The organism is Thioalkalivibrio sp. ARh3, from assembly GCF_000377265.1.
Lineage (GTDB): Bacteria > Pseudomonadota > Gammaproteobacteria > Ectothiorhodospirales > Ectothiorhodospiraceae > Thioalkalivibrio > Thioalkalivibrio thiocyanoxidans.
In genome coordinates this window covers 228,709-250,115 of the sequence record NZ_KB897951.1, presented here as the reverse complement: position 1 = coordinate 250,115, position 21,407 = coordinate 228,709, and the positions used below count along the sequence as shown (strand labels likewise).

The window sequence follows — 21,407 nt, the reverse complement described above, 5'->3', positions numbered from 1 at the left end:
GCATCTGAAATAGCGGATCGTCGCCACCTCAAAAGGTTCCACACTCACAATAACGGAATTCCTCATGCGAGCAAGCCTCTTCCCGTGAGCCACAGGCGCTTCCCTAGCCGCGGTCAAAACCGCTAACCTGCGCACATGACATTGCGCCCAACCCAAGCCTGCGAGCACTGCTCCCTGCGTCAGCTCTGCCTGCCGATGGGGCTGCCGCAGAACGAACTCTGGCAACTCGACGAGATCGTTCAGCAGCGCCGCCCGATCGAGAAGGGGACTTCGCTGTTCAATATGGGCGAGCGCTTCGACACCCTGTTCGCCGTGCGAACGGGCGCACTGAAAGCGGTCCTGATCAGCGACGACGGCACCGAACAGATCACCGGGTTCGCCCTCGCCGGCGACCTGCTCGGGCTCGACGCGATCCATTCCGGGAAACATCCGGTCAGTGCCGTGGCGCTGGAATCCACCAGTGTCTGCGCAGTCCCGTTCACCCATGTGGACGACCTTGCCGACAAGCTGCCCACCTTCCGCCAGCACATGATGAATGTGATGAGCAAGGGGCTGGCCCAGGACGAGAGCGTGCATGCCCTGCTCGCGCAGCGCACGGCGGAGCAGCGCCTGGCCACGTTCCTGGTGACCCTGTCCGAACGGCACCGTGCGCGCGGCCTGTCCCCCGAACGCTTCTATCTGCCGATGTCGCGCGCCGACATCGCCAACCATCTGGGCCTGACCCAGGAGACCATCAGCCGCCTGTTCACGCAGCTGCGCAAACAGGGGGTGATCAGCCTCCACACCCGGGATCTCGAAATCCTCGAGCCGAAGAGCCTGCACAATGCCGCCGGCGTAACCCTCACGTCCGCCGCCAGCGGTGCCTGAGGCTGCCAGGCCGCACGGCTTGGGCTTCGACAGCTTCTGGGATTTCGCGCTGCGAATCTGGGCCTCCGCACCAGCCCGGGAACGCCTGCTGCACTGGCAGGAGAACCATGACGTCGATGTCATCCTCGCCCTGTTCGCCCTGTGGTACCCGGGGGGCATACGCAAGCACAACTGGGAGGCGCTGATGCAGGCCGCCGCGAGTTGGCGCGATCGAACCACCGCCCGCGTGCGCGCCCTGCGCCGCCGCCTCAAACCCGAAGGCCCCCACCAGCCGAACCGGGCGGCGCTGTACACCGCCACGAAGGCGCTGGAGGTCACATGCGAACGAACGGCTGCGATGCGCCTGTTTAAGTCCGCCCTGGATCTCGGTGATCCCGCCGCGACCCCCGACCTCACACGGCGTCTGCAGCTTCTGTTCCCGGCCCTGCCCGTGACCGAGATCCGGGACGGAATACCCGAACTCACACAGGCCGGCTGCACATAGGCTATCCTCCCGGCACATTTTCTACAGGCAAGCGGCATGTCGGACGATCTGCGCAACCAGCTCCTGAAGACCGGGCTGGTGGATGAAAAACAGGTGCGCAAGGCCAAGAGCCAGAAGCACAAGGCCCAGAAGACACAACCAAAAAAGAAAAAGGGCAAGCCCGCCGACGCCGAGGCCAGCGCCGCGGCGGCCCGCCAGGCCGAGCAGGCCCAGCGCTCGCGCGAGAAGAACCAGGAACGACAGGAAAAGGCCGAACGCCGTGCGCGCCGGGCCCAGATTCGCGAACTGGTCAACCAGCACCTGGCCCCGATCCCCACCGGCGACGCCGCGATCGACTACCACTTCCAGTTCGACGGGCAGATCCGCCACCTGCCGGTAACCGAGGACACCCGCAAGCGCCTGGTCGACGGGCGCGCGGCCTTGGCAGGCCTGGAGCTGCACCCGAGCAAGGGTTTCCGCGTAATCCCGCGCGAGATCGCGGACAAGATCCGCGAGCGGGATGCCGAGTGGCCGCTGGTCATCCCGGCCGAAGAAAGCGGCGATTCCGAGCCCGATCCCGACGACCCGTACAAGGACTACGTCGTCCCCGACGACCTCATGTGGTAGCGCCTCGTTCGGGGCTCAGCCCCTGCCGGGATCGCCCCCGGCCTGGGCGGTGGGGAGTTCGGCGAAATGCTCGCGGGCGCGGGCGACCAGTTGGGCCGGTAGCCCGTTCTTCTCGGCAATCGTAAGGCCGAACGACACACCCGGCTCGCCGATCAGCAGCCGGTAGGTCGGGGACAGCGTCTCGGCATCGAACTGCATCGAGGCGTTCACGATGCCCGCATGCTGGGCGGCGTAGTCCTTCAGGGGCGCCAGGTGGGTATTCACGATCCCGCGCGTGCCACGCGCACGCAGCTCGTCCAGCATCGCCATCGCCAGTGCCGCGCCCTCGTCCGGGTCGGTGCCCGTGCCCAGCTCGTCCAGCAGGATCAGGCTCTCGGGGCCGGCGTGGTCCAAAATGCGCTTCAGGACCTCCACATGCCCGGCAAACGTCGACAGGTGGTGGAACAGGCTCTGGTTGTCGCCGACATCGACCATCACCTGGTCGAAGCGCCCGATGCGGCAGTCCTGCTCGGCCGGGATATGCAGCCCGCACCAGGCCATGGTGACCAGCAGCCCGAGCGTCTTCAGCGCGACGGTCTTGCCGCCGGTATTCGGCCCGGTGATCAGCAACAGGGGCTGCTCGCCATCCAGTCGGATCGACAGCGGCACCGGCTGCGGCCCGTTGCCCTCGGCGAACTGCAACAGCAGCAGCGGGTGGTAGGCCTCGATCAGCTCCACCCCGGCCTCCGCCTCCAGCCGCGGGGCATGGGCATTCATCTGTGCGGATAGCTGCGCGGCGGCGGATGCCAGATCGATCCAGGTCAGGGCCGTCAGCATCAGCTCCAGCGGCTCGCCGTACTGGCGCACCACGTCGGTCAGCTCGCGCAGCAGGCGCTGCTGCTCGGTATTGATCTGGCCGTTGACTGTATCCAGCTGGTTGTTCAGCGGCACCGCCTCGATCGGCTCGACAATCTGGTCGCGCCCACCCATCGCGGTGCCACGACGCACGCCCTTGACCGCGTTGGCCGCCTCGCCGCGCAGCACCATCACCGCGCGCTCCTGGTGCCACTGGACCTTCAGTGCGTCCTCGCCCTTGTGCACGACATCGGAGGCCGCCAGGCGCTTTTTCACCACCGCCTCGACCTCGTCGCGCAGGCGTCCGCGCTGTTCGAAGGCCTCGACCAGCGAGGGGCTCGCGTCTTCGCGCAGCGACCCGCCGGGGTTCAGGCACGCCGACAGGCGCTCTTCCAGCCCCTCGGGCGGATACAGCTTGTTCAGGTCTGCCGGATAGATCTCGGGGGTGTCCGCCAGTTGATCCGCCAGCTCGCGCGCATGCCGCATGATCGTCTGGAGGTTGTGCAGGGCCTGCACCGGCAGCGCGGCCCCGGGGTTGGATGCCTGGCGCAGCGCCGCGCGCACGTCCGGCAGCTGCCCCAGACGCGGCAGGGTGCCCGCATCCAAACGCTGGCGCGCGACGGTCACCGCAGTCTGCAGTGCGCGCGCCGCATCCAGATTCGGTGCCGGCTCCAGCCCGCGTGCGGCATCCGCGCCGTATGGCGTCGCGGTCAGGCGCTCCAGCAGACGCTGGATCGCGGGGAATTCGAGGGCCTTCAGATCAACCTGCATGACATACCCTTGTGCATGAATTCTCTATCGCAGACCCTGTGGGAGCGTGCTTGCACGCGAAGCCCCTGCCAAGGCCGGATGCAGGCAGGGGCTTCGCCGGCAAGCCGGCTCCCACAAGGGGGAGACCAGGCTCCGGCTTACTCCTCGGCCTTCTTGAACATCCCGAGGTAGGCCTTCTTCTCCAGCAGCGGTTCGCGCATCACCGCCAGCATGTCGTCCAGGTGCTCCGGCGTGCTCATGCCGACCAGGGACGTACCCAGCCCCGGCGTGGAGCGGTTGAACTGCATCGCGCGCTGCGCCGGATTGGGCAGGTCCGCCAGCTGCTGCCCGACCACCTCCACCGACTGCTGGGCGAGGTGTCCCTTCAGCATGGAATGGGAGGCGAACATGTACACCTCCAGCTGGTGCGCGGCCTGCAGCGGGCTCGCCACATTGCCCTGCCCGGTCGCGGTATTGAAGCGGGTGAAGCCTTCCAGCATCACCTGGTTGAACGGGAGCATCCCGATCTTGAAGTGGTGCCGGGCGTGGTCGTCGCCGGTCACGGTCTGGGCCGCACGTTCGGCCAGGCCCTGCATGGAGGTCAGCGACTGAAACACAGCGGCGTCGGTCTCCTCGCGGAAGCCCTCGAACGTGGAGATCCCGTAGGCGCGGATCTTCTTTTCCCGCGCCGCGCGCTCCAGCACCTCGAACACCGGCTCCAGCTTGCGGTTGGTCGCCTCCTTGCCGATCTCGTGGATATGGACCTCGGGCTGGTCGATGATGAAGGCATCCAGCGTCTCCACCCCCATCAGCGAGCGCGACAGTTCCATCTGATAGTGGATGTACTCCGGCGTCAGCAGGTGCGCGCCCTTGGCCAGATCATCGCGGTTGCCCATGCCCTGGGACTCGATCTCGCGCTGGAACCAGGCGTCCATGTCATCAGGCGGCCCGCCGCGCAGGGTCAGAAAACCACCCTTGGAGATCAGGAACATCGCCTCGCGCGGGACCCCGGCCTCCAGGGCCGTGCGCACGCCCGCGCCGACGGCCGCCAGCGAGCGCCCGTAGCGGTAGTGGGCACCGGTGTCGACGACATTGATGCCCTCGGTCAGGCCACGGGCCACGATGGCGGAGATCGCGGCGTCCACCTCGGCCGTGGCGGCGCCACCAAAGGTGCCAATGCCCAGGCTGGACAGGCGCATCTTGGCGCGCGAGAACTCGCTGTAGTGGCCCTCGGCGGCCTTGCCCTCGGCGATGTAGTGTTCCGCATACCGACGCGTCGCCTTGGCGTTGGCGTATCCGGGGATCAGTTTCTGCGGCGATTCCATATTGCTCCTCTGCACAATCCGGAGAGGGCCGGTACTCGTCGCGCACCGCCCACTCGCATCCATCCGGAAAACGCGAATCCTACGTCACCGGGGCGTGATTGCTAAAACCCATCCAAACCGGCGAGTCTCCCGCGCGGCCGGATTCCGCCCTGGGTGGATCGTGCAACCCTTCTGTGATCATGGTTGCGCACACCCCCGGGGGATTGGTTCATAATGGTGCCGGACGCGTCGCTGCGGCGTGCGAAAGTGGCCTGGTGGTACCCTTGAGCCTTAATTCTTCACCACGGGACCGAGCACTTCCGTTTCGTTGCGCATGTCCGTCATCGAGCGGAAAGCCTTAAGATTCGGAGGCTTCTCCCACCTGAACCTCTGGTTCAAGGTCGATGGTCACTTCGGCGCCCGCGGGGCGCGTCCACTTCATTACTTGCGGATCGTATGTCCAGGGACGAGACCTCCTTCACGCCTGACGAACTGCGCCAGCTACGGCTGCGCCTGCGCCGCGAACGCGCCGCGCTGTCCGACGAGCGGCTCGAGATTCATTCCGCCCTGATCTGCGATCACCTGCTGCGCTGGTTCCAGCGCTGGCAGCCCCATTGCATCGGCGCCTACCGGGGCCTGCGTGGCGAGGTGGATCTGACCCCCCTGACCGTGGCCCTGGCCCGACGCGGCACTCGCATTGCCCTGCCGGTGATGGATGCCAAGCGCCCCGGGCGCATGCACTTTCACGCCTGGGGGCCGGACGCCCCGCTATGCCATAACGGCTTCGGCATTGCCGAGCCCTGTCCCGAAGCCCCGCGCATCTGGCGCCGCGAGATGCAGGTGGTCCTGCTGCCGCTGGTCGCGTTCGACCACGCCGGCAACCGCATGGGCATGGGTGCGGGCTACTACGACCGCTACTTCGCCCGCCGCCGCTTCGGTATCCGCCGCCCCAAGCTGATTGGCGTGGCCCATGCCCTGCAGGGGGTCGAGGCCCTCCCCAGCCAGCCATGGGACGTCCCACTGGACGGCGTGGTCACGGAGGACGGCTGGCATGCGCTGCCCCGCCGCGCGCGGCACAATACGCACACCTGACCCACACGCCCGAGCCGGCACGAGGAAACCGCATGGCCTACTGGCTGATGAAATCCGAGCCCGACGAGTTCAGCATCGATGACCTGGAACGCGTGGGCGTGGAGCCCTGGGACGGCATCCGCAACTACCAGGTGCGCAACATGATGCGCGACGAGATGAAGAAGGGCGATCTGGCCTTCTTCTACCACTCCAACGCCAAGCCGCCGGGCATTGTCGGCATTATGCGCATCGAGAAGGAGGCCTATCCGGACTCCTGCGCCTTCGACCCCGAGGACCCGCACTACGACCCGAAGAGCGACCCGGACAACCCGCGCTGGCTGCGGGTGGATGTCGCCTTCGAGGAAAAATTCGGCGACATCATCACCCTCGACTGGCTGAAGCAGCAGCCGCAGCTCGAGGACTGCCCGCTGGTGCGCCGCGGCAACCGCCTGTCGGTCATGCCGATCACCCAGGAGCAGTGGGACTTCATCCTGAGCCACGCCCAGCGCGGAAAATAACCGCGTGGCTACGCTCTACCACTTCCCGCACGACGCGAAGGCCGACCGCCTGCGCCTGGCCTGTGGCTACAAGGGTGTGGAGCTCGAAACCGTCGCGCTGGACTGGTTCGACGACGAGACCTTCTTCGAGCTGGGCGTGGCCCGCCAGTCGCCGGTCCTGCAGATGGATGACGGTACCCTGGTAACCGACACGCTCACGGCGCTGCGCGACATCGACCACCTGTTCCCGACCGGGGAGCCCCTGGCGGAAGGCGTAATCCCCGAGGATGCCTGGCAGGCCCTGGTCGACTGGCGCAGCAAGGTCGATGTGGTGCTCGATCGGTTGTACGCCCCGCTGGCACCGGGCTTCCACGGCATTGGCGAGAGCGCCGAGGCCCTGGCCGACTACAAGGCCCAGGTGCAGCACCGCTTCGGCCTGTCGCTGGAAGAGCTCGCCAACGATCGCTACGACGGCTACAACCAGCTGGCGAAGCTGAGCCGTCTGCCGGATCTGGCTCGCCACCTGGCGGCCAGCCGCTTCTACCTCGGCCACCCGTCCATCGCCGACTGCGTGATCGCCGCCGACCTCTACCCCCTGCAGATGCACGACGGCATCAACCTGCCGGTCGACATGCTCTACTACCTGCGCCGCGTCGAAGAGGCCTTCAACACCCCCCTCGACACCCAGTGGCTCGCCCGCTAAGCGCGCTCAGCCGAAGCGGTAGTGCTTGCGGATGTCGCGGTGGATCTCCCAGGTGCAGTCCATACCCTGGGGGAAGGTAACCAGATCGCCCTCGCCAACCGTCACCGGCTCGCCGCCGCCGTCCGGGGTGACCGTCACCTGTCCTTCCAGGATGTAGCAGACCTCGCGCTCGTCGTAGTGCCAGGGGAAGGCCGAGACCTCCTTTTCCCAGACCGGCCAGTCGAATACGCCCAGCCGTTCCAGATGGTCCTGCTCCGGCCGATGGATCACTTCGATGGACATGGCAGTCTCCTCTATCGGGAAAAATGGCAAGCCTAACGGGACCGCGACCGGGTGCCAAAGCGCGATTACATCAGCGTCTCCCTAAGCATCGGAGCGAAAAAGCCTTCTCTCGCCCGGGTAAAGCCAGCGAACGAGCAACAACACGAAAGCGATCACACCCAGCGCAGCCGGTACATATTCCAGCCAGAGGCCCAGTTCCCAGGCGATATAGGCCGTTACCAGGGCCCAGAGGAAGGGGATGATCGCCAGAATCAGCGCCGGGCGTGGCTGGGCCAGCAGGAGAATGCCCAGAGTGAACAGCATGGTGGGGCCGGGCACCACACCCACGTACTGCGCCTGTGCCCACGGCGTCCCCAAGAGCAGAACCTCCAGCAACACATGGCCCAACATGGCATAGGCCATCACCAGGACCGCCACAGTCCCGGCGAGCCCTCCAGGCCAGCCAAAGCCATGGCGCGCCAGTAGCGTGAGGGCGAACACCAGCATCAGCCCCTGTGCGACGAACACGCCCGCCAGACGGCTCGCCCAGAAATGGAATTCCGCCAGCGCGCCGCCAATGAACGCGACCCCGATCCAGACCCACAGCACCCCGAGCAGCAGACCGACGACACGCCCGGCCCCGCGCCCGCCCACGAGGGCCAGCGCCAGCGCGACAAGCACCATCAGGGCCGCGACCCCGTGCAACGGCCAGATACCACGATTGTATTGCCCGAAGATCGACAGCAGGGTTTCGGCGGCGAATGGCAGCATCTGGACTCCCCGGCAGGGTTACAGGGCCTCGACGTAGTCGATCATGCGCTGGCGCATGTCGTCATCCGGCATCGGACCGTAGAGGGCGCCCATGTTTTCCCGCATGTGCTCCACGACCGAGGTTGCCGGGATCGCACAGGTGACATCGGGGTGCGAGACGATGAACTTGAGCAGGAACTGCGGCCAGTTCTCGCAATCGATCTCCTCTGCCCAGTCCGGCAGTGGCTCGTTCTCGAAGCGGTTGATCAGCTCCTTGCGCCGGAACGGGCGATTGGCGATCACCGCCAGCTCGCGCTCGCGGGCCAGCGGCAGGAGGCGCTCCTCCGCCTCGCGATCGACGATGTTGTACGTCAGCTGCACAAAGTCCAGGTCCTCGCGTTCCAGGATGCGCGCCAGTTGGTCGTGACGGCGCCCGTGGGAGGTCGTCACCCCGATATAGCGGATCTCGCCCGCCTCGCGCTTCTCGCGCATCGTCTCCAGATGCGCCTCCCAGTTCTGCAGGTTGTGCACCTGCTGCAGGTCGAGGGTGTCCACGCCCCACAGGTCCAGCGACTTCGCATGCTGATTGCGCCCGGTGCCGGTGCTGCCCGTCCAGATCTTGGTCGCCGAGATCAGGCCTTCGGGATGGCCCAGCTCCTGCAGGCAATGCCCCACCACCGCCTCCGCGCGTCCATACATCGGCGAGGAGTCGATCATCCCGCCACCGCGCCGGAAGAAGGTATCGACAATCTCGGTGCGCAGCGCGAGGGCATCCGGGTCATCCGCGACGTTGAAGGTGATCCAGGTGCCCATGCCGATCACGGGGATCTCCTCACCCGAGGAGGGAATCGCCTTCCTGTTCGGTTCGCGTCCCTCGCCGGCCGCGCCTGCAAGCGGCCAGCCGGTACCGGCGGCAATGGCCGAACCGGCCATCCACTGCAGAAACGACCGGCGCGAACGCTGATTCGGGACTCTCGCCATGCGACGGCTATCCTTCGGAACCTTACCCACGTGGTCCCGCCGAACGCGCCAGAAGTTCCAGGCCGGGAGCATTTCGGCCTGCCAGAACGAAAACGGCCCCGGGCAGATGCCGCGGGGCCGGGGCAGGCGGACGGGCCGCCCGGGGCTTCACATCCGCCTAGATAAACAGACAGATGTCCGACTCGCCGGCGAACTCGAAGAACGCGGCGGCGCCGGCATACTCGATGCCGTCAATGAACTCGCTGGTGTCCATATCGAACAGATCCACGGTCATCTGGCAGGCGATCATGCGTACCTCGGCCTCCTGACACAGTTCCCGCAAATCCTCGAGATCGGAGACGCCTTTCGCCTTCATCTTCTTTTTCATCATCGTCGTCATCATGCGCTGCATGCCCGGCAGACCCTGGAGCATGACCGGCATGGGCATGGGCATGGGCATGCCCGGGTTGCCCAGCGACGTGACCTGCAAATCCATCTTCTTGCGCAGCAGCTGCAGCCCGTAAAAGGTGAAGAACACTTCCACTTCGTAGCCGAGCGCGGCCGCAGTCGAGGCCAGGATGAACGGAGGATAACCCCAGTCCAGACTGCCCTTGGTCGCAATGATGGCCAACTTCTTGGTGTCGCTCATTCACTCCTCCTTGGTGGTGGAGGATGGATTCGCCACAGCCCCCTGCGCGCAACCCACCCCCTGTGGATCGAGGTCACCCCGTGCGACCTCGATACTTGGATCTCGTACAGCAGCGGTAATCCGGACCTGTTATTTGGAAGCCAGGCGCGCCCTGCGCCAGTCGCGGATCAGTGCGCAACCCGCGCATATTCCGAGCGCTGCCAGGCTGGCCCAGACCGAGATCGGGACCAGGATCATGGCCAGCGCAAACAGTATCCAGGCGACAACCGTCATAATGAAACTCCCGCATCGTTCCCTCGCCCCCTGACGAGAAAACCATGCATCGCGGATTGCTCAGGGCAACGCCTTCGGCGTTTCCCTAACGCACTTCGGGGCGCTCCGCGTTCGCATCCCCCGGCGTGTCGGCGGCCGGCACTTGCTGTCCAGCATCACCGGTCGACTCCGATACAGTATCCGATTGTGCCTGTTCTGCCGAGCGATGCACATCGGCAGCCGAGGCCCGCCCCCCCGTGCGCGATACGGGCCGGGCATCGACGAACTGGTTGTTCAGGCGCTGGATATAGGCCTCGGCGCGATCGCGCAACGCATGCAGGCGGCCGATCTTGCGCCGTCCCAGACCCAGCGGTGCGCGACGCAGCATCCAGCGCCACGGACGCGTGTTCTTTTCGAAAGCCGCCCGCCAGTTACCGGCGGCCGACTCGGTCGGCAGCGTGCGCGCGATGCGGCGGGCGACCCAGCGGCGGTTAAAGAAGTGGAGCCCGGCCAGCACAAGGACCAATACAACAATGCCGGTCGACGTCCAGATCGGGTGCTCGCCCATCGACGCCCAGGCCGAACCGTCCATCCAGGGCCCGAATCCGCCCGCCGTGTTGTACCCGATCACACCCAGGATCACGGCAATCACCGCGAACATGGCGGCATCGATCTGAAACACCCGCCGCCGCCACCGCTCCAGTGCCCTTCGCAGTGCAGGCAACGCATCCATTTCGATGGATTCGGCGATCGCCTGCAGCGAGCCGAGGATACGATACGAGCGTGACGAGCTGATTTCCTGGATCTTCTCGTGGATCTCCGCGCGATCACGCTGCGACTTTTCCTCGTAGCGTTCGCGCACCTGCTCGTCGCCGATCTCGACCCCGGCGCTCTCGTTGAACATGCAGTAGAAACGCCCGGTGGCATTGCCCTGGCGCACGACCGCACGTTGCCAGGCAGAGACGACCTCTTCCAGGTTGTCTTCGCGCCAGGTGGTGTCGATCTGGTTGAGCACGAACACCAGTTTGTTGAAGTCGTTGCGCTCGGCGACGCGATTGACCAGATGCTCCAGGGTGTCGCGCATCGCGCCCGGCTCCGGGTGCCGGGCATCGAAAAAGACGATCACCAGATCGGACAGATCGATGATGTGGTCCGTCAACTGCAGGATCGTCGCGCGCTGCTCGTCGGCATCGAATCCGGGCGAGTCGATCAGGATACGGCCGCGCAGGCGCTCGGAGTTGGCCGTCTTCATCGCCAGGAAGTGGTCCACCGTGCGACCACCGCCATCGGTGATGCGCTCGATCTCGTCGGACACGCGATAGAACGGGAAGCGCGGATCGCCGTCCAGCGCCAGCCCTGGCAACTCCTGTACCCGCTCGCTGCCGCCGTAACTGATGACCGTGAACTTGTCGTCCACCGCCTGCGAACCACTGCGCTGCACGGTGGTCCCGACGTACTCGTTGATAAACGTCGACTTGCCCGAGGAAAACGTCCCGAGCACCGCGATCATCGGCCACCAGGAGATGGTAAAGGCGTAGGAATCGTCCTGCGGATTCAGCAGCCCGGAGGCATAGCCGACCCGGTCCAGCTCGCGAAAGGGGTCGACGACCCCCTTGAGAACCGGATTTTCTTCGGCGAGGCGATCGCTCAGCAGCTTGAGCTGCTTGCGGACGCGGCGACCAGGACGATTGAACATGCGGACTCCGTTGCTGCGGTGGTTGCCGAAGGACACAGCCGGTTGTGTGCCCGGACACCCCCGCGATGTGGGTTGGTTCTGTTCATGATACCCACTGCGCCCACGCCTGTGTGGCACGCAGTTCGGGTTACGGCCGCCCGGGGACGCTGGCAGCTGGCCAGCGCCCCCCTGACAGCGGCTCGAAAACGCCTGAGAAACGTTTACTGATTCACGTTCCTCTATCGATACTCACCCAGGTGCGCCGCACCGTCCTCGTGATGCCGCTCGTAAACCGGGGCGAGGCGTTCCATCATGCGATGCCGTTCGCGTTCGGGCAGCACCTTTAGGGCGCCTTCCCAGGCATCCATCGCACCCTCGATATCCCGCATGGCAAAGAGCGCGTTGCCCAGTTCCCCATACAGGTCTGCCCGCTGCACGGAGTCTTTCGGCAGCGCTTCCAGACCCTCGCGCAGCACGCCCACCGCCGCGCGCGGCCCCGAACGCCAAAAGGCCTCACGCCCGGCCTGCAAGGCCTTGTGGGCAAACCGGGCGGCACGCTCGGCATCCGCGTCCACGGCCGCATCGCCTTCGAACGCTGGCTCCCGCTCGGCGGTCAGGTCGACTGCCGGCTCGGTTTCCGCGTCTTCCTCGACATACGGCTGATCATGCGCAGCACCGGTCATGGGATCGGGATCCCCCTCCTCCTTGAGGTCCCGGGCCGGCCCCGGATGGGCATCGTCCTCTGCGACCTCGTCCTTCGCGTCCTTCTCGTCGGTCGCGTCGGTGTCGTCCGCCGGCACCGCGTCGGCCTGCTCGGCCGCCTCGTCCTCGGGGACCGCCTCGGCACTCGGGGCGAGGAAATCGCGTGCCGACCACGCGATGAACCAGAGCACAATCACGATCACGATGAAGTAGCGATTAATAAAACTGCGCGGCTTGTCTGCTTTATCCATGCGTCACCCGTCGGTTTACCTTCCAGGTTAATCCTACATCCTCTGTCGCTGTCGGCGCACCGCGCGTTTCCTGCACGGAGCAATCAGTCATCCATCTCCGGCGTCAGGTCAGTGTCGTCGTCAAACGATGGCTCGTCACCCATGCCACCCTCGGTGGGCGGGGGATCACCCGGACCATCGCCGCTTTGCTCGCCCGGGGGCTCTGCGTCGCTCGGCGGCATATCCTGCCCGCCCGGCGGCTGGCCCTGTGGTGGCTCCCCACCTGGAGGCTGACCTTGCGGCGGCTGGCCTTGCGGGGGTTGCCCGGCAGGAGGCTGACCTTGCGGCGGCTGGCCTTGCGGGGGTTGCCCGGCGGGCGGCTGACCTTGCGGCGGCTGGCCCTGGGGCCCCTGCCCCGGCGGTGCACCCTGCGGGTCGCGGCCTTGCGGATCACGCGCGCCCGGCGGCTCGCCCGGTTCGGCGTCGCGCTGTTGCGGGTCACGTTGCTGCGGCGGCTCTCCCTGTCCGGGCGGTGGTGCGCCACCCGGGGTGCCGCCCGGAGGCGCCCCGCCCGGGGGACCCCCTGGCTCGCCACCCGGAGGCGCGCCGCCAGCCGGGCCACCCGGATCGCCACCCGGGCCACCGCCGGGGGCCTGTGCATGGTCCTGATCCAGGTCATATCCCCGCTCGCTTTCGAAGGCGGGGCGCTCACCCAGGCCGGTGGGGCCGGAATAAGGCGCAAGACCCGAGTTGTCACCAGGTGCGTGTTGCGCGGAAACGGCAAAAGGGACGGCCATCAGGGCGCCAAAGACCCCGGCCTTGAGAAGACTGCGTGAATGGCTCATGACGAAACCTCCGTCGGAGCTGACTGCGTGAGTTTGGGGGCCGAACGAACGCCCGGCCCCCGAGGGTCGCCCCGATCCTGGGGCACGCTGGGATCAATCGTCGCGCGATTCCATGTGACGCTCCATCTCTTCGCGATAGGCCTCGCGCGCACGTTCGATCGCGCGGCTGCGCGCCTCGCGGTCGGCCTCGCTTTCCTGCATGCGGCCGCGCATGCCCGGCATGCGCTCCGGATCGAAATCACGCATGCGTTTCTGGTGCATCGGGCCGTGGCCATACGGGGCACCGTAATGCATCGGACCCTGATGGTAATACCCCGGACCATAGCCGTAGCCATAACCCGGTCCCGGGCCATAGCCGTAACCGGGGGCCATCGGGCCAGGACCATAGCCCATTCCCGGCCCCATGCCTTGACCGGGGCCCATGCCGTGGCCGGGACCCATGCCCATTCCCGGACCCATGCCTTGTCCGGGGCCCATACCGTGGCCGGGACCCATGCCCGGACCCATGCCGTATCCATACGGCCCAGGCACTGGCTGACCGTACTGAGCACGTTCACCTTCCTGCTCATCCTGCTCGTCGGCCTGGGCAACCCCCAGGGTCAATACCGACAGGGCGGCGGCCATCGCCAGCGCGCCACCGATTTTTGTCGAAGCGGTTCGTTTGCTCATGATGTTGCTCCTCACTTCTTGTTGCAGTTCGTTGGTAGCCGGGACCGCCCACACACCATCCGGTGCAAACTCAGCCCCTGTCGATTCCGATAGTAGAACTGTGACCACACAATTGCCCGGATGACTCCGCGCCTTCAGGTGCGGATGTCCGGCCATCCAAGCAAATCGCGATGTCCGACCCCCAGGGTAACGTCCCCCGCGGCCAGTTCTGCCGTGCGCCGGACTCCCCAGCCATGAAAGGCGGCCCGCTGTTGCGGAACCTGCTCGGCGGCAGCCTCGACCCAGCCGCGGATCAGCGCCTCGCCGAGCCCGACCTCCTCCGCCCCCAGGTACCAGTCGCTGTTGCGTACCTCTACCCGGTACGCAAGCACCGCCAGGGCACGCGCACAGGCTTCAGCGGCCTCCGGACCCAGGGCCGGCCCCAGTCCCTTGTCCCGGCGCTGATGTCCATTGATCGCTCGGAGCACCAAGGCATCCAGCGGGTCTGGCTTGCTCCATTCGATGCGCCCGTCGTAGTTCAGCGCAAACAGGACTACCGATTGCTGCTGCGTACAGGCGGCGACCAGCTGGTGCAGCCAGTCCGCGGAGACCAGATCCAGCAATGCCGAGGCCGTCACCAGATCCGCATCATGCGGGATCGGCGGCGGGCCTTCGGAAAAATCAAGCACCTGTCGGGCGGTGGCGACGGCACCCTCCGGCTCCGCGACCGTCGCCAGCAAGCCGGCATCGTGATCCACCAGCGTCCAGTGCTGCGGCCCGGCCAGACGCGGCGCCAGGTAGCGCAGGTTGGAACCGGCCCCGCTGCCCAGGTCCACGACATTCAGGGGGCGCGCGCGCTCCGCAAGCGCGTCGTTCAGGGGCACGAGCAATGCCTCCGACCGGGCGGCATGATCCGCCGGTTCGCGCAGAGCCAGCCAGCCCGCGGCAAAGCGCTCGGCCATCTCAGACCGCCTCCAGCCACTGGGCCAGACGACGGGCACCCTCCGTCCAGTCCGGCAGCGACTCGGCATGCGCACGCCCCGCGCGGCCCATGCGTCGACACTGTTCGGGGTCGCACAGCAGACTCTCCAGCGCCTGGCGCAAGGCCTCCACGTCATCGGGCGGCACCAGCAAACCCGCCGCCTCCGGTACGGTATGGGGAATGGCCCCGCCGGTGGTCCCGATCACCGGGAGACCGCGCATCATCGCCTCGGCAAAGGCCATGCCGAAGCCCTCGTAGACACTCGGCAGCACGAAGATCGAGGCCTGGTCATAGAGCTTGCCCAAACCCTCGTGTGTCAGCACTCCGGGTGCCGAGATCCGCGCCTCCAGCCCGCCCTCGGCAATGGCATCACGCACGGAGGCCGTATAGTCCGGATCACGATCCATCGCACCAGCGAGCTCGGCCCGCCAGGACCGTTCGCGCAGGCCGGACAGTGCGCGCACCAGCTCGAGCTGTCCCTTGCGCGGCACCCAGGCGGCCACGCACAACAGCACGGGCACCCCATCCTCCGGGCCACGGGCCAGCGGCGCCGATTCCACGCCGGGCAGAATGCTGCAAAGACGCTCGGACGGCACACCCCAGTCGGCCGCCTGCGCCCGCGTATAATCACTGGTCACGACCACCCGCGAGGCAAGGGCCACGGCCGCGCGCTCAGCCTCGAGCAGCGCTTGTGAGCGCGCAGGCGCAAGCCCCGCCTCCAGGCCCAGGGGGTGATGCATCAGGTAGACGAGCTGCAGGCGCGCCGCGTGACGCCGAAGGACGGCGGGACTCGCGCCCGCGGCCAGTCCGTCGAGCAGCACTCGCATGCCATCGGGAAAGCCCGCCAGGGCCTCTTCCAGGGCCTGCTCCGCGCGCGCATCAGGCCCGGGGAACTGGCCCTCCAGCTCGCGCAGCTCGACCCGCCAGCCCTGCTCGCGCAGCCCGGCGATCATGCGCGCGTCGTAGCGGTACCCGCCAGTGGGCTGATCCAGCGCCCCCGGGACCAAGAATCCAAGCCTGGACATGCGTCAGGGAGCACCCTCGTAGCTCGCCCAGGCCACATGGGACTCGTGCAGGGTCACCGCGACGGCGTCCAGTCCCCGGGCCGACTCGCCGAGCTCCCCCTGGGCGATGGCCTGCGCCACGCGCTGGTGGATCGCATAAGCGAGAAACTCGGTGGTCGTGTTCTGGCCACGAAAGTCTTCGCGCTCGTCAAGGTTCTGGTAATTGAGCTCGGCCAGGATCGCCCGCACGACCTCGCTCGCCCGGCCGATATCCACCACCAGACCATCGGCATCCAGCGCCACACGGCGAAAGGTCACGTCCACCACATACGTGGCGCCGTGCAGATTCTGCGCCGGGCCGAACGTCTCGCCGGAGAAGCTGTGGGCGATCATGAAGTGGTCACGGACATTCAGGCTGTACATGCGTTCTCCTTGCGCGGTTTCGTGGGCAGGATCAGTAGCGAATGCGGTGGCACAGCGTACGATCCGCCTCAGGCCCTGTCACCCGCTGCATCACGGCCGGGAGATCGGCAAACGCATCCTCGCCGGTTATCAGGCCGTCCAGGGCCGGATCGTCGAGCAGCGCGAGTGCAAGCGCCAGCCGCCGCCGGTAATCCCAGCGTGGCGCCCGCGCGGGCGGGATGCGCCCGACCTGCGAGCTGCGCAGGGTCAGTCGGCGTGCGTGGAAACCCTCCCCCAGCGGCAGATCCACCATCCGGTCACCGTACCAGCTCATCTCCACCACCCGCGCCTCCACGCCCGCCAGGCTCAGCGCCTGGCGCAAACCGGCGGGATTGCCGCTGGCATGCAGCACCAGGTCGAGGTCCTGCAGGGAGGCATCCTGCGCGGCCTGCTCCGGGGTCAGGCGGGGCAGGTCGAGTGCGGCACAGATGTCTTCGCGCGCAGGGTTGGGGTCGATCACGGACAGCTCGGTTCCCGGTATGCGGCGCAGCAGCCATGCCGCGAGGAGGCCCACCACGCCTGCGCCGATCACGGCGACGCGGTCTCCGGGACCGACGGCGCTGTCCCAGACCGCGTTGATCGCGGTCTCCATGTTGGCCGCCAGAACCGCACGTTCGGCGGGAACAGCCTCCGGCACCGGCACCACGGCCTGGGCCGGCACGACATATTCGGACTGGTGCGGATGCAGGCAGAACACTGTCTGCCCCGCCCCGGGGCCTTCGGTGACGTCGCCCACACTGATGTAGCCGTACTTCACCGGGGCCGGAAAGTCGCCCGCCTGAAAGGGCGCGCGCATCGCCGCGTACTGGCTGGGGGGGACGCGGCCATGAAACACCAGCGACTCGGTCCCGCGGCTGATCGCCGAATAGCGGCTGCTCACCCGCACCTCGTCGACTCCGGGGGTGGTCAGGAACTCGTCACGCAACTCGCCCCGGCCGGGTCCAGTGACCCAGAAGGCGCTGGCAAGGGGCGCGCTCATGGAGCGGTTCGATCATCGTCCGGCATGGGGGCAGTGTGGTCGATGGTCGTGATTCCCGGCAACTCGCGGGCGTATCCTAGGGAAACACTGATCAATGTACACGCTCGCGCTCGAGTCGCTTTTGCGTGCGAACAAGGCGCGGCGACCGCCGTGCAGTCATTCTGCACAAGGGAACCGCAACTCGTGCGCGCGCCCGTTTTTGATTACAACGGGCGGCCGAGCCCCTTCGGGGTTGGCACCCCAGGTTCCCCGATCCTGCGTTGCGGCCCTTGCCGGTAGAACCACTACCGGCTGCACACCGCGCCTTGTCTCGGAAAACCTGGGGTGCCAACGCGAGCGTGTACATTAATCAGTGTTTCCCTAGATGTTTCCTCAGGACGACTACACTCGAGCCATGGATTCCACGCTGACCTCCAACCGCTGGCCCGAACGCGCACGCACGGGCCTGCGCACCTGGGCGCGGGACTGGGCGCTGGCCGGTGCGGGCGGACTGGCGCTCTCCGCACTGCTGGGCTGGCAGATCGGTGCTGTCGCCCCGCTGCTGATCGCGCACGCCGGGATCTGGGTCCTGCTGGGTCTGATGCTGGTCATGAACACCCCCAGCGGCGGGCTGGCCGACCGGCACCGCGGACCCGGCCCGGCCAACCGCGTAACCCTGGCCCGCGCCGCAATCGCGGCCCCGCTCGGGGCACTCGTTCTGGCGGCAGCTGCCGACCCCGACACGATCGTACTGCTGTGGGTCCTGGGACTCGCCGCAGCGGCCCTGATCCTGGACGGCGTGGACGGTGCCGTTGCCCGCCGCACGAACAGTCGCACGGCCTTCGGTGCGCGCTTCGACATGGAGCTGGATGCGGCCATTATCCTCGCCCTCTCGATCCTGGTCTGGTGGATGACGGCGGTCGGGGCCTGGGTCGTGCTGATCGGCGCCATGCGCTACCTGTTCCTGGCTGCACAGCGCATCTGGCCCTGGCTGGCAGAACCCCTGCCTCCGAGCCGTCGGCGCCAGGCGATCTGCGTATTGCAATCCGGCGTCCTCCTGGTCGCCCTGCTCCCGGGCCTGCACCCTGTGGCGGCGATTGGCGTCGCCCTTGCAGGGCTCGTGGCCCTGACCGGATCGTTCGCCACCGACATCCGCTGGTTACACCGTCAATGCCCCGGAGGTTCGACATGATCAACGCCCGTGCCCCACGCTCGCTGCTCCTGGCCGGCCTGCTGGCCCTGGCCCTCCCTGTCTCCGCGCTGGCCCAGGCCGATCGCTGGGAGATCGACCCGGAACACCTTGCAGTCGGCTTCCTGGTCGATCATGCCGGCTTCGCCAAGGTCCTGGGCATGTTCCTGGAGGCCGAGGGCGAATTCACCTTCGACCCGGAGACCCGGGAACTGCGCGAGGGGTATTTCGTCGTGCAGACAGACAGCGTGTTCAGCAACCACGAGGAGCGCGACGACCATCTGCGCAGCGATGACTTCCTGAATGTCGAGGAATATCCGGAGATGCGCTTCACCGCGACCCAGTACGAGCCCACCGGCGATGACACCGGGCGCCTGACCGGTGACCTGGAACTGCTGGGCGAGACCCGGCCGGTCACGCTGGACGTCACGATCAACAAGGTGGGCCGCTATCCGTTTCCGCTCGGCGGGATGTTCGGCCGCCCCTACGTGCTGGGCGCCTCCATGCGCGGCAGCTTCGACCGTTCGGATTTCGGCATGACCTACGGTCTGACACGGGACCTCGTGGGGGACGAGGTCGAACTGATCATTGAGCTCGAGGCCCAGCGCCAGTAGGCCCGGCGCCGGACATCGGGGCTCAGGTGGGGGCCGGCGCGGCCCGCTCGCGGTTCAGCAGGTCGCGCAGGGTGCGCCCGTCCAGGCGGTCACGGCGTGCGGACTCCAGTTCCTCCAGCGTGGCCTCGACCGCCGGATCGCCCTCCAGGCGGCGCAGGGCGCGGGCATCCGCGTCCTGACGCAGGGCGTCCAGGATCTCATCCACCCGGATCCGCTCCAGGTCCCGCCCTGGCACGTATCGTGAACCGTCCGCACCGGCGCGCACCAGCAGCCCCGCCGACTCCAGCGCCTGCGCAACCTCCCCCAGGGCATTGCCCGGCACCGACAAATCATGCGCCACATGATCCAGCGTCGGCGGCGCACGACCATCCAGGAAGCGCTGACCCACCTGCTGCATCAGGTGCAGACCCATGCGCTCGCGCGCCGCGCCGGACAGGCGCAGCCGCAACCCGCGCACCGTCATGTACTCGGGATGCTGCACGTAGAAGGCCACATTGGCCCCGATCAGCAGGATCAGCCAGGCAAGGTAGATCCAGATCAACAACAGCATCATGATCGCGAAACTGGAGTAGATCGCGTCAAAACGCGTGGAGCCCGCCACCATGGTCGCGAACCCCCAGCCAATGCTCTGCCACAACAACCCGGCCACAACCGCCCCGACCAGGGCCGGGAACAGCCTGACTCGCGTGTTTGGCACGAACACATAGATGAAAGTGAACGCCGCCATGATCAACAGATATGGCACCAGCCGCGAGACGCCGGTGATCAGCGTGCCGAACGGTTCGATGCCCGCCACCGTCTGCATGGCAGTAGTGGACATCACCGTTGCGGTAATGCCCAGCGCGGACACCACCAAAAGCGGACCGATCAGGATGACCGAAAGATAGTTCGAAAAGCGCTGGGCAAAGTTGCGGCTATTCTCGACGCGCCAGATGGTATTGAAGGCCAGTTCGACCTTCTGTACCAGCGCAATAACGGTATAGACGAGAAACAGCAGGCCGATAAAGCCCAGTACGCCGACCCGCATGTTGTCGACGAACTCGATGACGTTGTTCGCAATCTCGACCCCCTGCTCTCCCAGCGGCTCCAGAAAGCCAAGGACGACTGGCTCCACTGCGTTGTGCGCGCCGAAGGCCTTGAGCACCGAAAACGACAGCGCAATCAGCGGGACAATGGACAACAGCGTGGTATAGACCAGACTCATCGCGCGCAGCGTGAGCTGACCCTCCTTGGCCTCGTGCACAATCGCCGCTGCCCCCCGCACTACCCCGAGCCCCACGGCCTGCCAGCGCGGAAGCTGCGTCAGGTCGGTATCCTGCACCAGCGATACCAGACGCTGGCGCTGGGCCTCGATACGTTCGGCCAGCGTCAGCGCCGGCACCGGTCACTCCGTATGGCCGCCAGACTCATCCGGGCTATTTCTGCCGCCACTGACCGTCGCGGTCCTGGTACCAGTAGCCCGAGGGCGCCTCTTCCACCCAGACGCGCGCGAAGGTCTCGCGAATCCGGTCTTCCCAGTCCGGGCGGTCATTCGCCCGCGCGATCTCGCGGTACAGCGAGTCACGGTCGGAGTTTTCCTCGCTCACCAGCCGCTGCACGGTGCTGCGATCACGCAGCGGGACCTCGGAGAGGTCACGGATTGCCACATCGGCGTTGCGACCGAAGCCGATTGCCCCGCTGCGGAAATGGGGCGAAAGCTCCGGTGCCCGCTCGCGCATGGAGGCGCGAATGCGGTTGATCGCCGGGGTCTGGATCTGCAGGTCGGGACCCTGCGCGGCGGCCGGACTCACCAGACGGTCCAGCACCCAGGCCAGCGCCGGCAGGCTCGCATTCGCCGGGGCATTGGGCGGTATCAGCATCGCGCCGGGCTCGGCTTCCGATGGTGCCTCCGATTCCGGAGTGCCTTCCTCCACCTGCAACGCGTCGCGCACGATCGCACGCGCGGCCTCCTCGGCCGCCGCTGTGGGGAAGTAGATATTGATGGTCACGCAGCCCGCCAACAGGGCGAACAGCAGCGCCAGTCCCGGAACACTCCACAAAGCCTTCATGCCGTATTTCCCTTGTCGAGGCGGTCGATCCCGCATGATCCTCAATCTACACCATCAGCCTG

General features: G+C 66.7%; 25 protein-coding genes and 1 other RNA gene. 9 read left to right on the top strand and 17 right to left on the bottom strand.

The annotated features are described in order from the left end of the window. Positions 1 to 135 precede the first annotated feature (135 nt). From fnr to C995_RS0111305, 3 genes are read left to right on the top strand one after another with little or no spacing between them, the layout of a single operon-like run. Positions 136 to 867: a fumarate/nitrate reduction transcriptional regulator Fnr gene (gene fnr, locus C995_RS0111315; protein ID WP_026279080.1), complete on the top strand. Its 732-nt coding sequence runs from the start codon at positions 136 to 138 to the stop codon at positions 865 to 867. Continuing rightward, on the top strand, positions 860 to 1,351 hold the full coding sequence (locus C995_RS0111310; protein ID WP_026279079.1) for a TIGR02444 family protein: 492 nt from the start codon (positions 860 to 862) through the stop codon (positions 1,349 to 1,351). Before fnr ends, C995_RS0111310 begins: the two co-directional genes overlap by 8 nt. Before the next feature lie 36 nt (positions 1,352 to 1,387). Then, on the top strand, positions 1,388 to 1,957 hold the full coding sequence (locus C995_RS0111305) for a DUF2058 domain-containing protein (protein ID WP_018865040.1): 570 nt from the start codon (positions 1,388 to 1,390) through the stop codon (positions 1,955 to 1,957). Positions 1,958 to 1,972: 15 nt separating this feature from the next. Here the strand turns inward: C995_RS0111305 and C995_RS0111300 are convergent, their stop codons facing one another. Both C995_RS0111300 and C995_RS0111295 read right to left on the bottom strand, forming a co-directional pair. After that, entirely contained in the window at positions 1,973 to 3,562 is a 1,590-nt protein-coding gene (locus C995_RS0111300; RefSeq protein WP_018865039.1) for a DNA mismatch repair protein MutS, read from the bottom strand. Positions 3,563 to 3,699: 137 nt separating this feature from the next. Then, the gene (locus C995_RS0111295; RefSeq protein ID WP_018865038.1) at positions 3,700 to 4,866 is read right to left on the bottom strand and encodes an aldo/keto reductase; all 1,167 of its coding nucleotides are present in this window, start codon (positions 4,864 to 4,866) and stop codon (positions 3,700 to 3,702) included. Between the two features lie 225 nt (positions 4,867 to 5,091). Here C995_RS0111295 and ssrS point away from each other — a divergent pair. The 4 genes from ssrS to C995_RS0111280 all read left to right on the top strand — a co-directional run bounded on the left by ssrS (position 5,092) and on the right by C995_RS0111280 (position 7,116). Beyond that, positions 5,092 to 5,277, top strand: a non-coding RNA gene (ssrS, locus tag C995_RS14080) — 6S RNA. Positions 5,278 to 5,301: 24 nt separating this feature from the next. Then, on the top strand, positions 5,302 to 5,937 hold the full coding sequence (locus C995_RS0111290; RefSeq protein WP_018865037.1) for a 5-formyltetrahydrofolate cyclo-ligase: 636 nt from the start codon (positions 5,302 to 5,304) through the stop codon (positions 5,935 to 5,937). A 32-nt stretch (positions 5,938 to 5,969) separates the two neighbouring features. After that, entirely contained in the window at positions 5,970 to 6,434 is a 465-nt protein-coding gene (locus tag C995_RS0111285) for an EVE domain-containing protein (protein WP_018865036.1), read from the top strand. Between the two features lie 4 nt (positions 6,435 to 6,438). Then, positions 6,439 to 7,116 (top strand): glutathione S-transferase family protein, encoded by a 678-nt coding sequence (locus C995_RS0111280; protein ID WP_018865035.1) that lies wholly within the window; start codon positions 6,439 to 6,441, stop codon positions 7,114 to 7,116. A gap of 6 nt (positions 7,117 to 7,122) precedes the next feature. Here the strand turns inward: C995_RS0111280 and C995_RS0111275 are convergent, their stop codons facing one another. The 13 genes from C995_RS0111275 to C995_RS0111210 all read right to left on the bottom strand — a co-directional run bounded on the left by C995_RS0111275 (position 7,123) and on the right by C995_RS0111210 (position 17,515). Next, positions 7,123 to 7,398, bottom strand: a complete 276-nt coding sequence (locus tag C995_RS0111275; protein ID WP_018865034.1) for a cupin domain-containing protein — start codon at positions 7,396 to 7,398, stop codon at positions 7,123 to 7,125. Positions 7,399 to 7,479: 81 nt separating this feature from the next. After that, complete coding sequence (locus tag C995_RS0111270; protein ID WP_018865033.1) at positions 7,480 to 8,148, bottom strand: DUF6064 family protein; 669 nt, start codon at positions 8,146 to 8,148, stop codon at positions 7,480 to 7,482. An 18-nt stretch (positions 8,149 to 8,166) separates the two neighbouring features. Then, positions 8,167 to 9,060, bottom strand: a complete 894-nt coding sequence (locus tag C995_RS0111265; RefSeq protein WP_038081006.1) for an aldo/keto reductase — start codon at positions 9,058 to 9,060, stop codon at positions 8,167 to 8,169. A gap of 205 nt (positions 9,061 to 9,265) precedes the next feature. Beyond that, complete coding sequence (locus C995_RS0111260) at positions 9,266 to 9,736, bottom strand: DsrE/DsrF/DrsH-like family protein (RefSeq protein WP_018138697.1); 471 nt, start codon at positions 9,734 to 9,736, stop codon at positions 9,266 to 9,268. 129 nt (positions 9,737 to 9,865) lie between these two features. Beyond that, on the bottom strand, positions 9,866 to 10,009 hold the full coding sequence (locus C995_RS14360) for a hypothetical protein (protein ID WP_018865031.1): 144 nt from the start codon (positions 10,007 to 10,009) through the stop codon (positions 9,866 to 9,868). An 85-nt stretch (positions 10,010 to 10,094) separates the two neighbouring features. Then, positions 10,095 to 11,684, bottom strand: a complete 1,590-nt coding sequence (locus C995_RS0111250; RefSeq protein WP_018865030.1) for a dynamin family protein — start codon at positions 11,682 to 11,684, stop codon at positions 10,095 to 10,097. A gap of 218 nt (positions 11,685 to 11,902) precedes the next feature. Beyond that, on the bottom strand, positions 11,903 to 12,616 hold the full coding sequence (locus tag C995_RS0111245; protein ID WP_018865029.1) for a hypothetical protein: 714 nt from the start codon (positions 12,614 to 12,616) through the stop codon (positions 11,903 to 11,905). An 83-nt stretch (positions 12,617 to 12,699) separates the two neighbouring features. Next, positions 12,700 to 12,837, bottom strand: a complete 138-nt coding sequence (locus C995_RS14250; protein WP_019623556.1) for a hypothetical protein — start codon at positions 12,835 to 12,837, stop codon at positions 12,700 to 12,702. Between the two features lie 696 nt (positions 12,838 to 13,533). After that, complete coding sequence (locus C995_RS14435; protein ID WP_231362425.1) at positions 13,534 to 14,109, bottom strand: hypothetical protein; 576 nt, start codon at positions 14,107 to 14,109, stop codon at positions 13,534 to 13,536. A 134-nt stretch (positions 14,110 to 14,243) separates the two neighbouring features. Beyond that, positions 14,244 to 15,050, bottom strand: a complete 807-nt coding sequence (locus C995_RS0111225) for a class I SAM-dependent methyltransferase (protein WP_018865026.1) — start codon at positions 15,048 to 15,050, stop codon at positions 14,244 to 14,246. 1 nt (position 15,051) lies between these two features. Further along, positions 15,052 to 16,095 (bottom strand): glycosyltransferase family 4 protein, encoded by a 1,044-nt coding sequence (locus C995_RS0111220; RefSeq protein WP_026279078.1) that lies wholly within the window; start codon positions 16,093 to 16,095, stop codon positions 15,052 to 15,054. 3 nt (positions 16,096 to 16,098) lie between these two features. Further along, a complete protein-coding gene (locus tag C995_RS0111215) occupies positions 16,099 to 16,497 on the bottom strand; it encodes a 6-carboxytetrahydropterin synthase (RefSeq protein ID WP_018865024.1) in 399 nt (132 codons plus the stop codon). A gap of 31 nt (positions 16,498 to 16,528) precedes the next feature. After that, the gene (locus C995_RS0111210; protein WP_018865023.1) at positions 16,529 to 17,515 is read right to left on the bottom strand and encodes a zinc-binding alcohol dehydrogenase; all 987 of its coding nucleotides are present in this window, start codon (positions 17,513 to 17,515) and stop codon (positions 16,529 to 16,531) included. 394 nt (positions 17,516 to 17,909) lie between these two features. Here C995_RS0111210 and C995_RS0111205 point away from each other — a divergent pair, with 394 nt between their 5' ends. Both C995_RS0111205 and C995_RS0111200 read left to right on the top strand, forming a co-directional pair. After that, positions 17,910 to 18,686: a CDP-alcohol phosphatidyltransferase family protein gene (locus tag C995_RS0111205; protein ID WP_018865022.1), complete on the top strand. Its 777-nt coding sequence runs from the start codon at positions 17,910 to 17,912 to the stop codon at positions 18,684 to 18,686. Next, positions 18,683 to 19,297, top strand: coding sequence for a YceI family protein (locus C995_RS0111200; RefSeq protein ID WP_018865021.1), 615 nt, complete (start codon positions 18,683 to 18,685; stop codon positions 19,295 to 19,297). The genes C995_RS0111205 and C995_RS0111200 overlap by 4 nt, the downstream gene beginning before the upstream one ends. Before the next feature lie 22 nt (positions 19,298 to 19,319). Here the strand turns inward: C995_RS0111200 and C995_RS0111195 are convergent, their stop codons facing one another. Both C995_RS0111195 and C995_RS0111190 read right to left on the bottom strand, forming a co-directional pair. Continuing rightward, positions 19,320 to 20,678: a YhjD/YihY/BrkB family envelope integrity protein gene (locus C995_RS0111195; protein ID WP_018865020.1), complete on the bottom strand. Its 1,359-nt coding sequence runs from the start codon at positions 20,676 to 20,678 to the stop codon at positions 19,320 to 19,322. A 34-nt stretch (positions 20,679 to 20,712) separates the two neighbouring features. After that, on the bottom strand, positions 20,713 to 21,345 hold the full coding sequence (locus C995_RS0111190; RefSeq protein ID WP_018865019.1) for a YdbL family protein: 633 nt from the start codon (positions 21,343 to 21,345) through the stop codon (positions 20,713 to 20,715). Between the last annotated feature and the right edge of the window lie 62 nt (positions 21,346 to 21,407).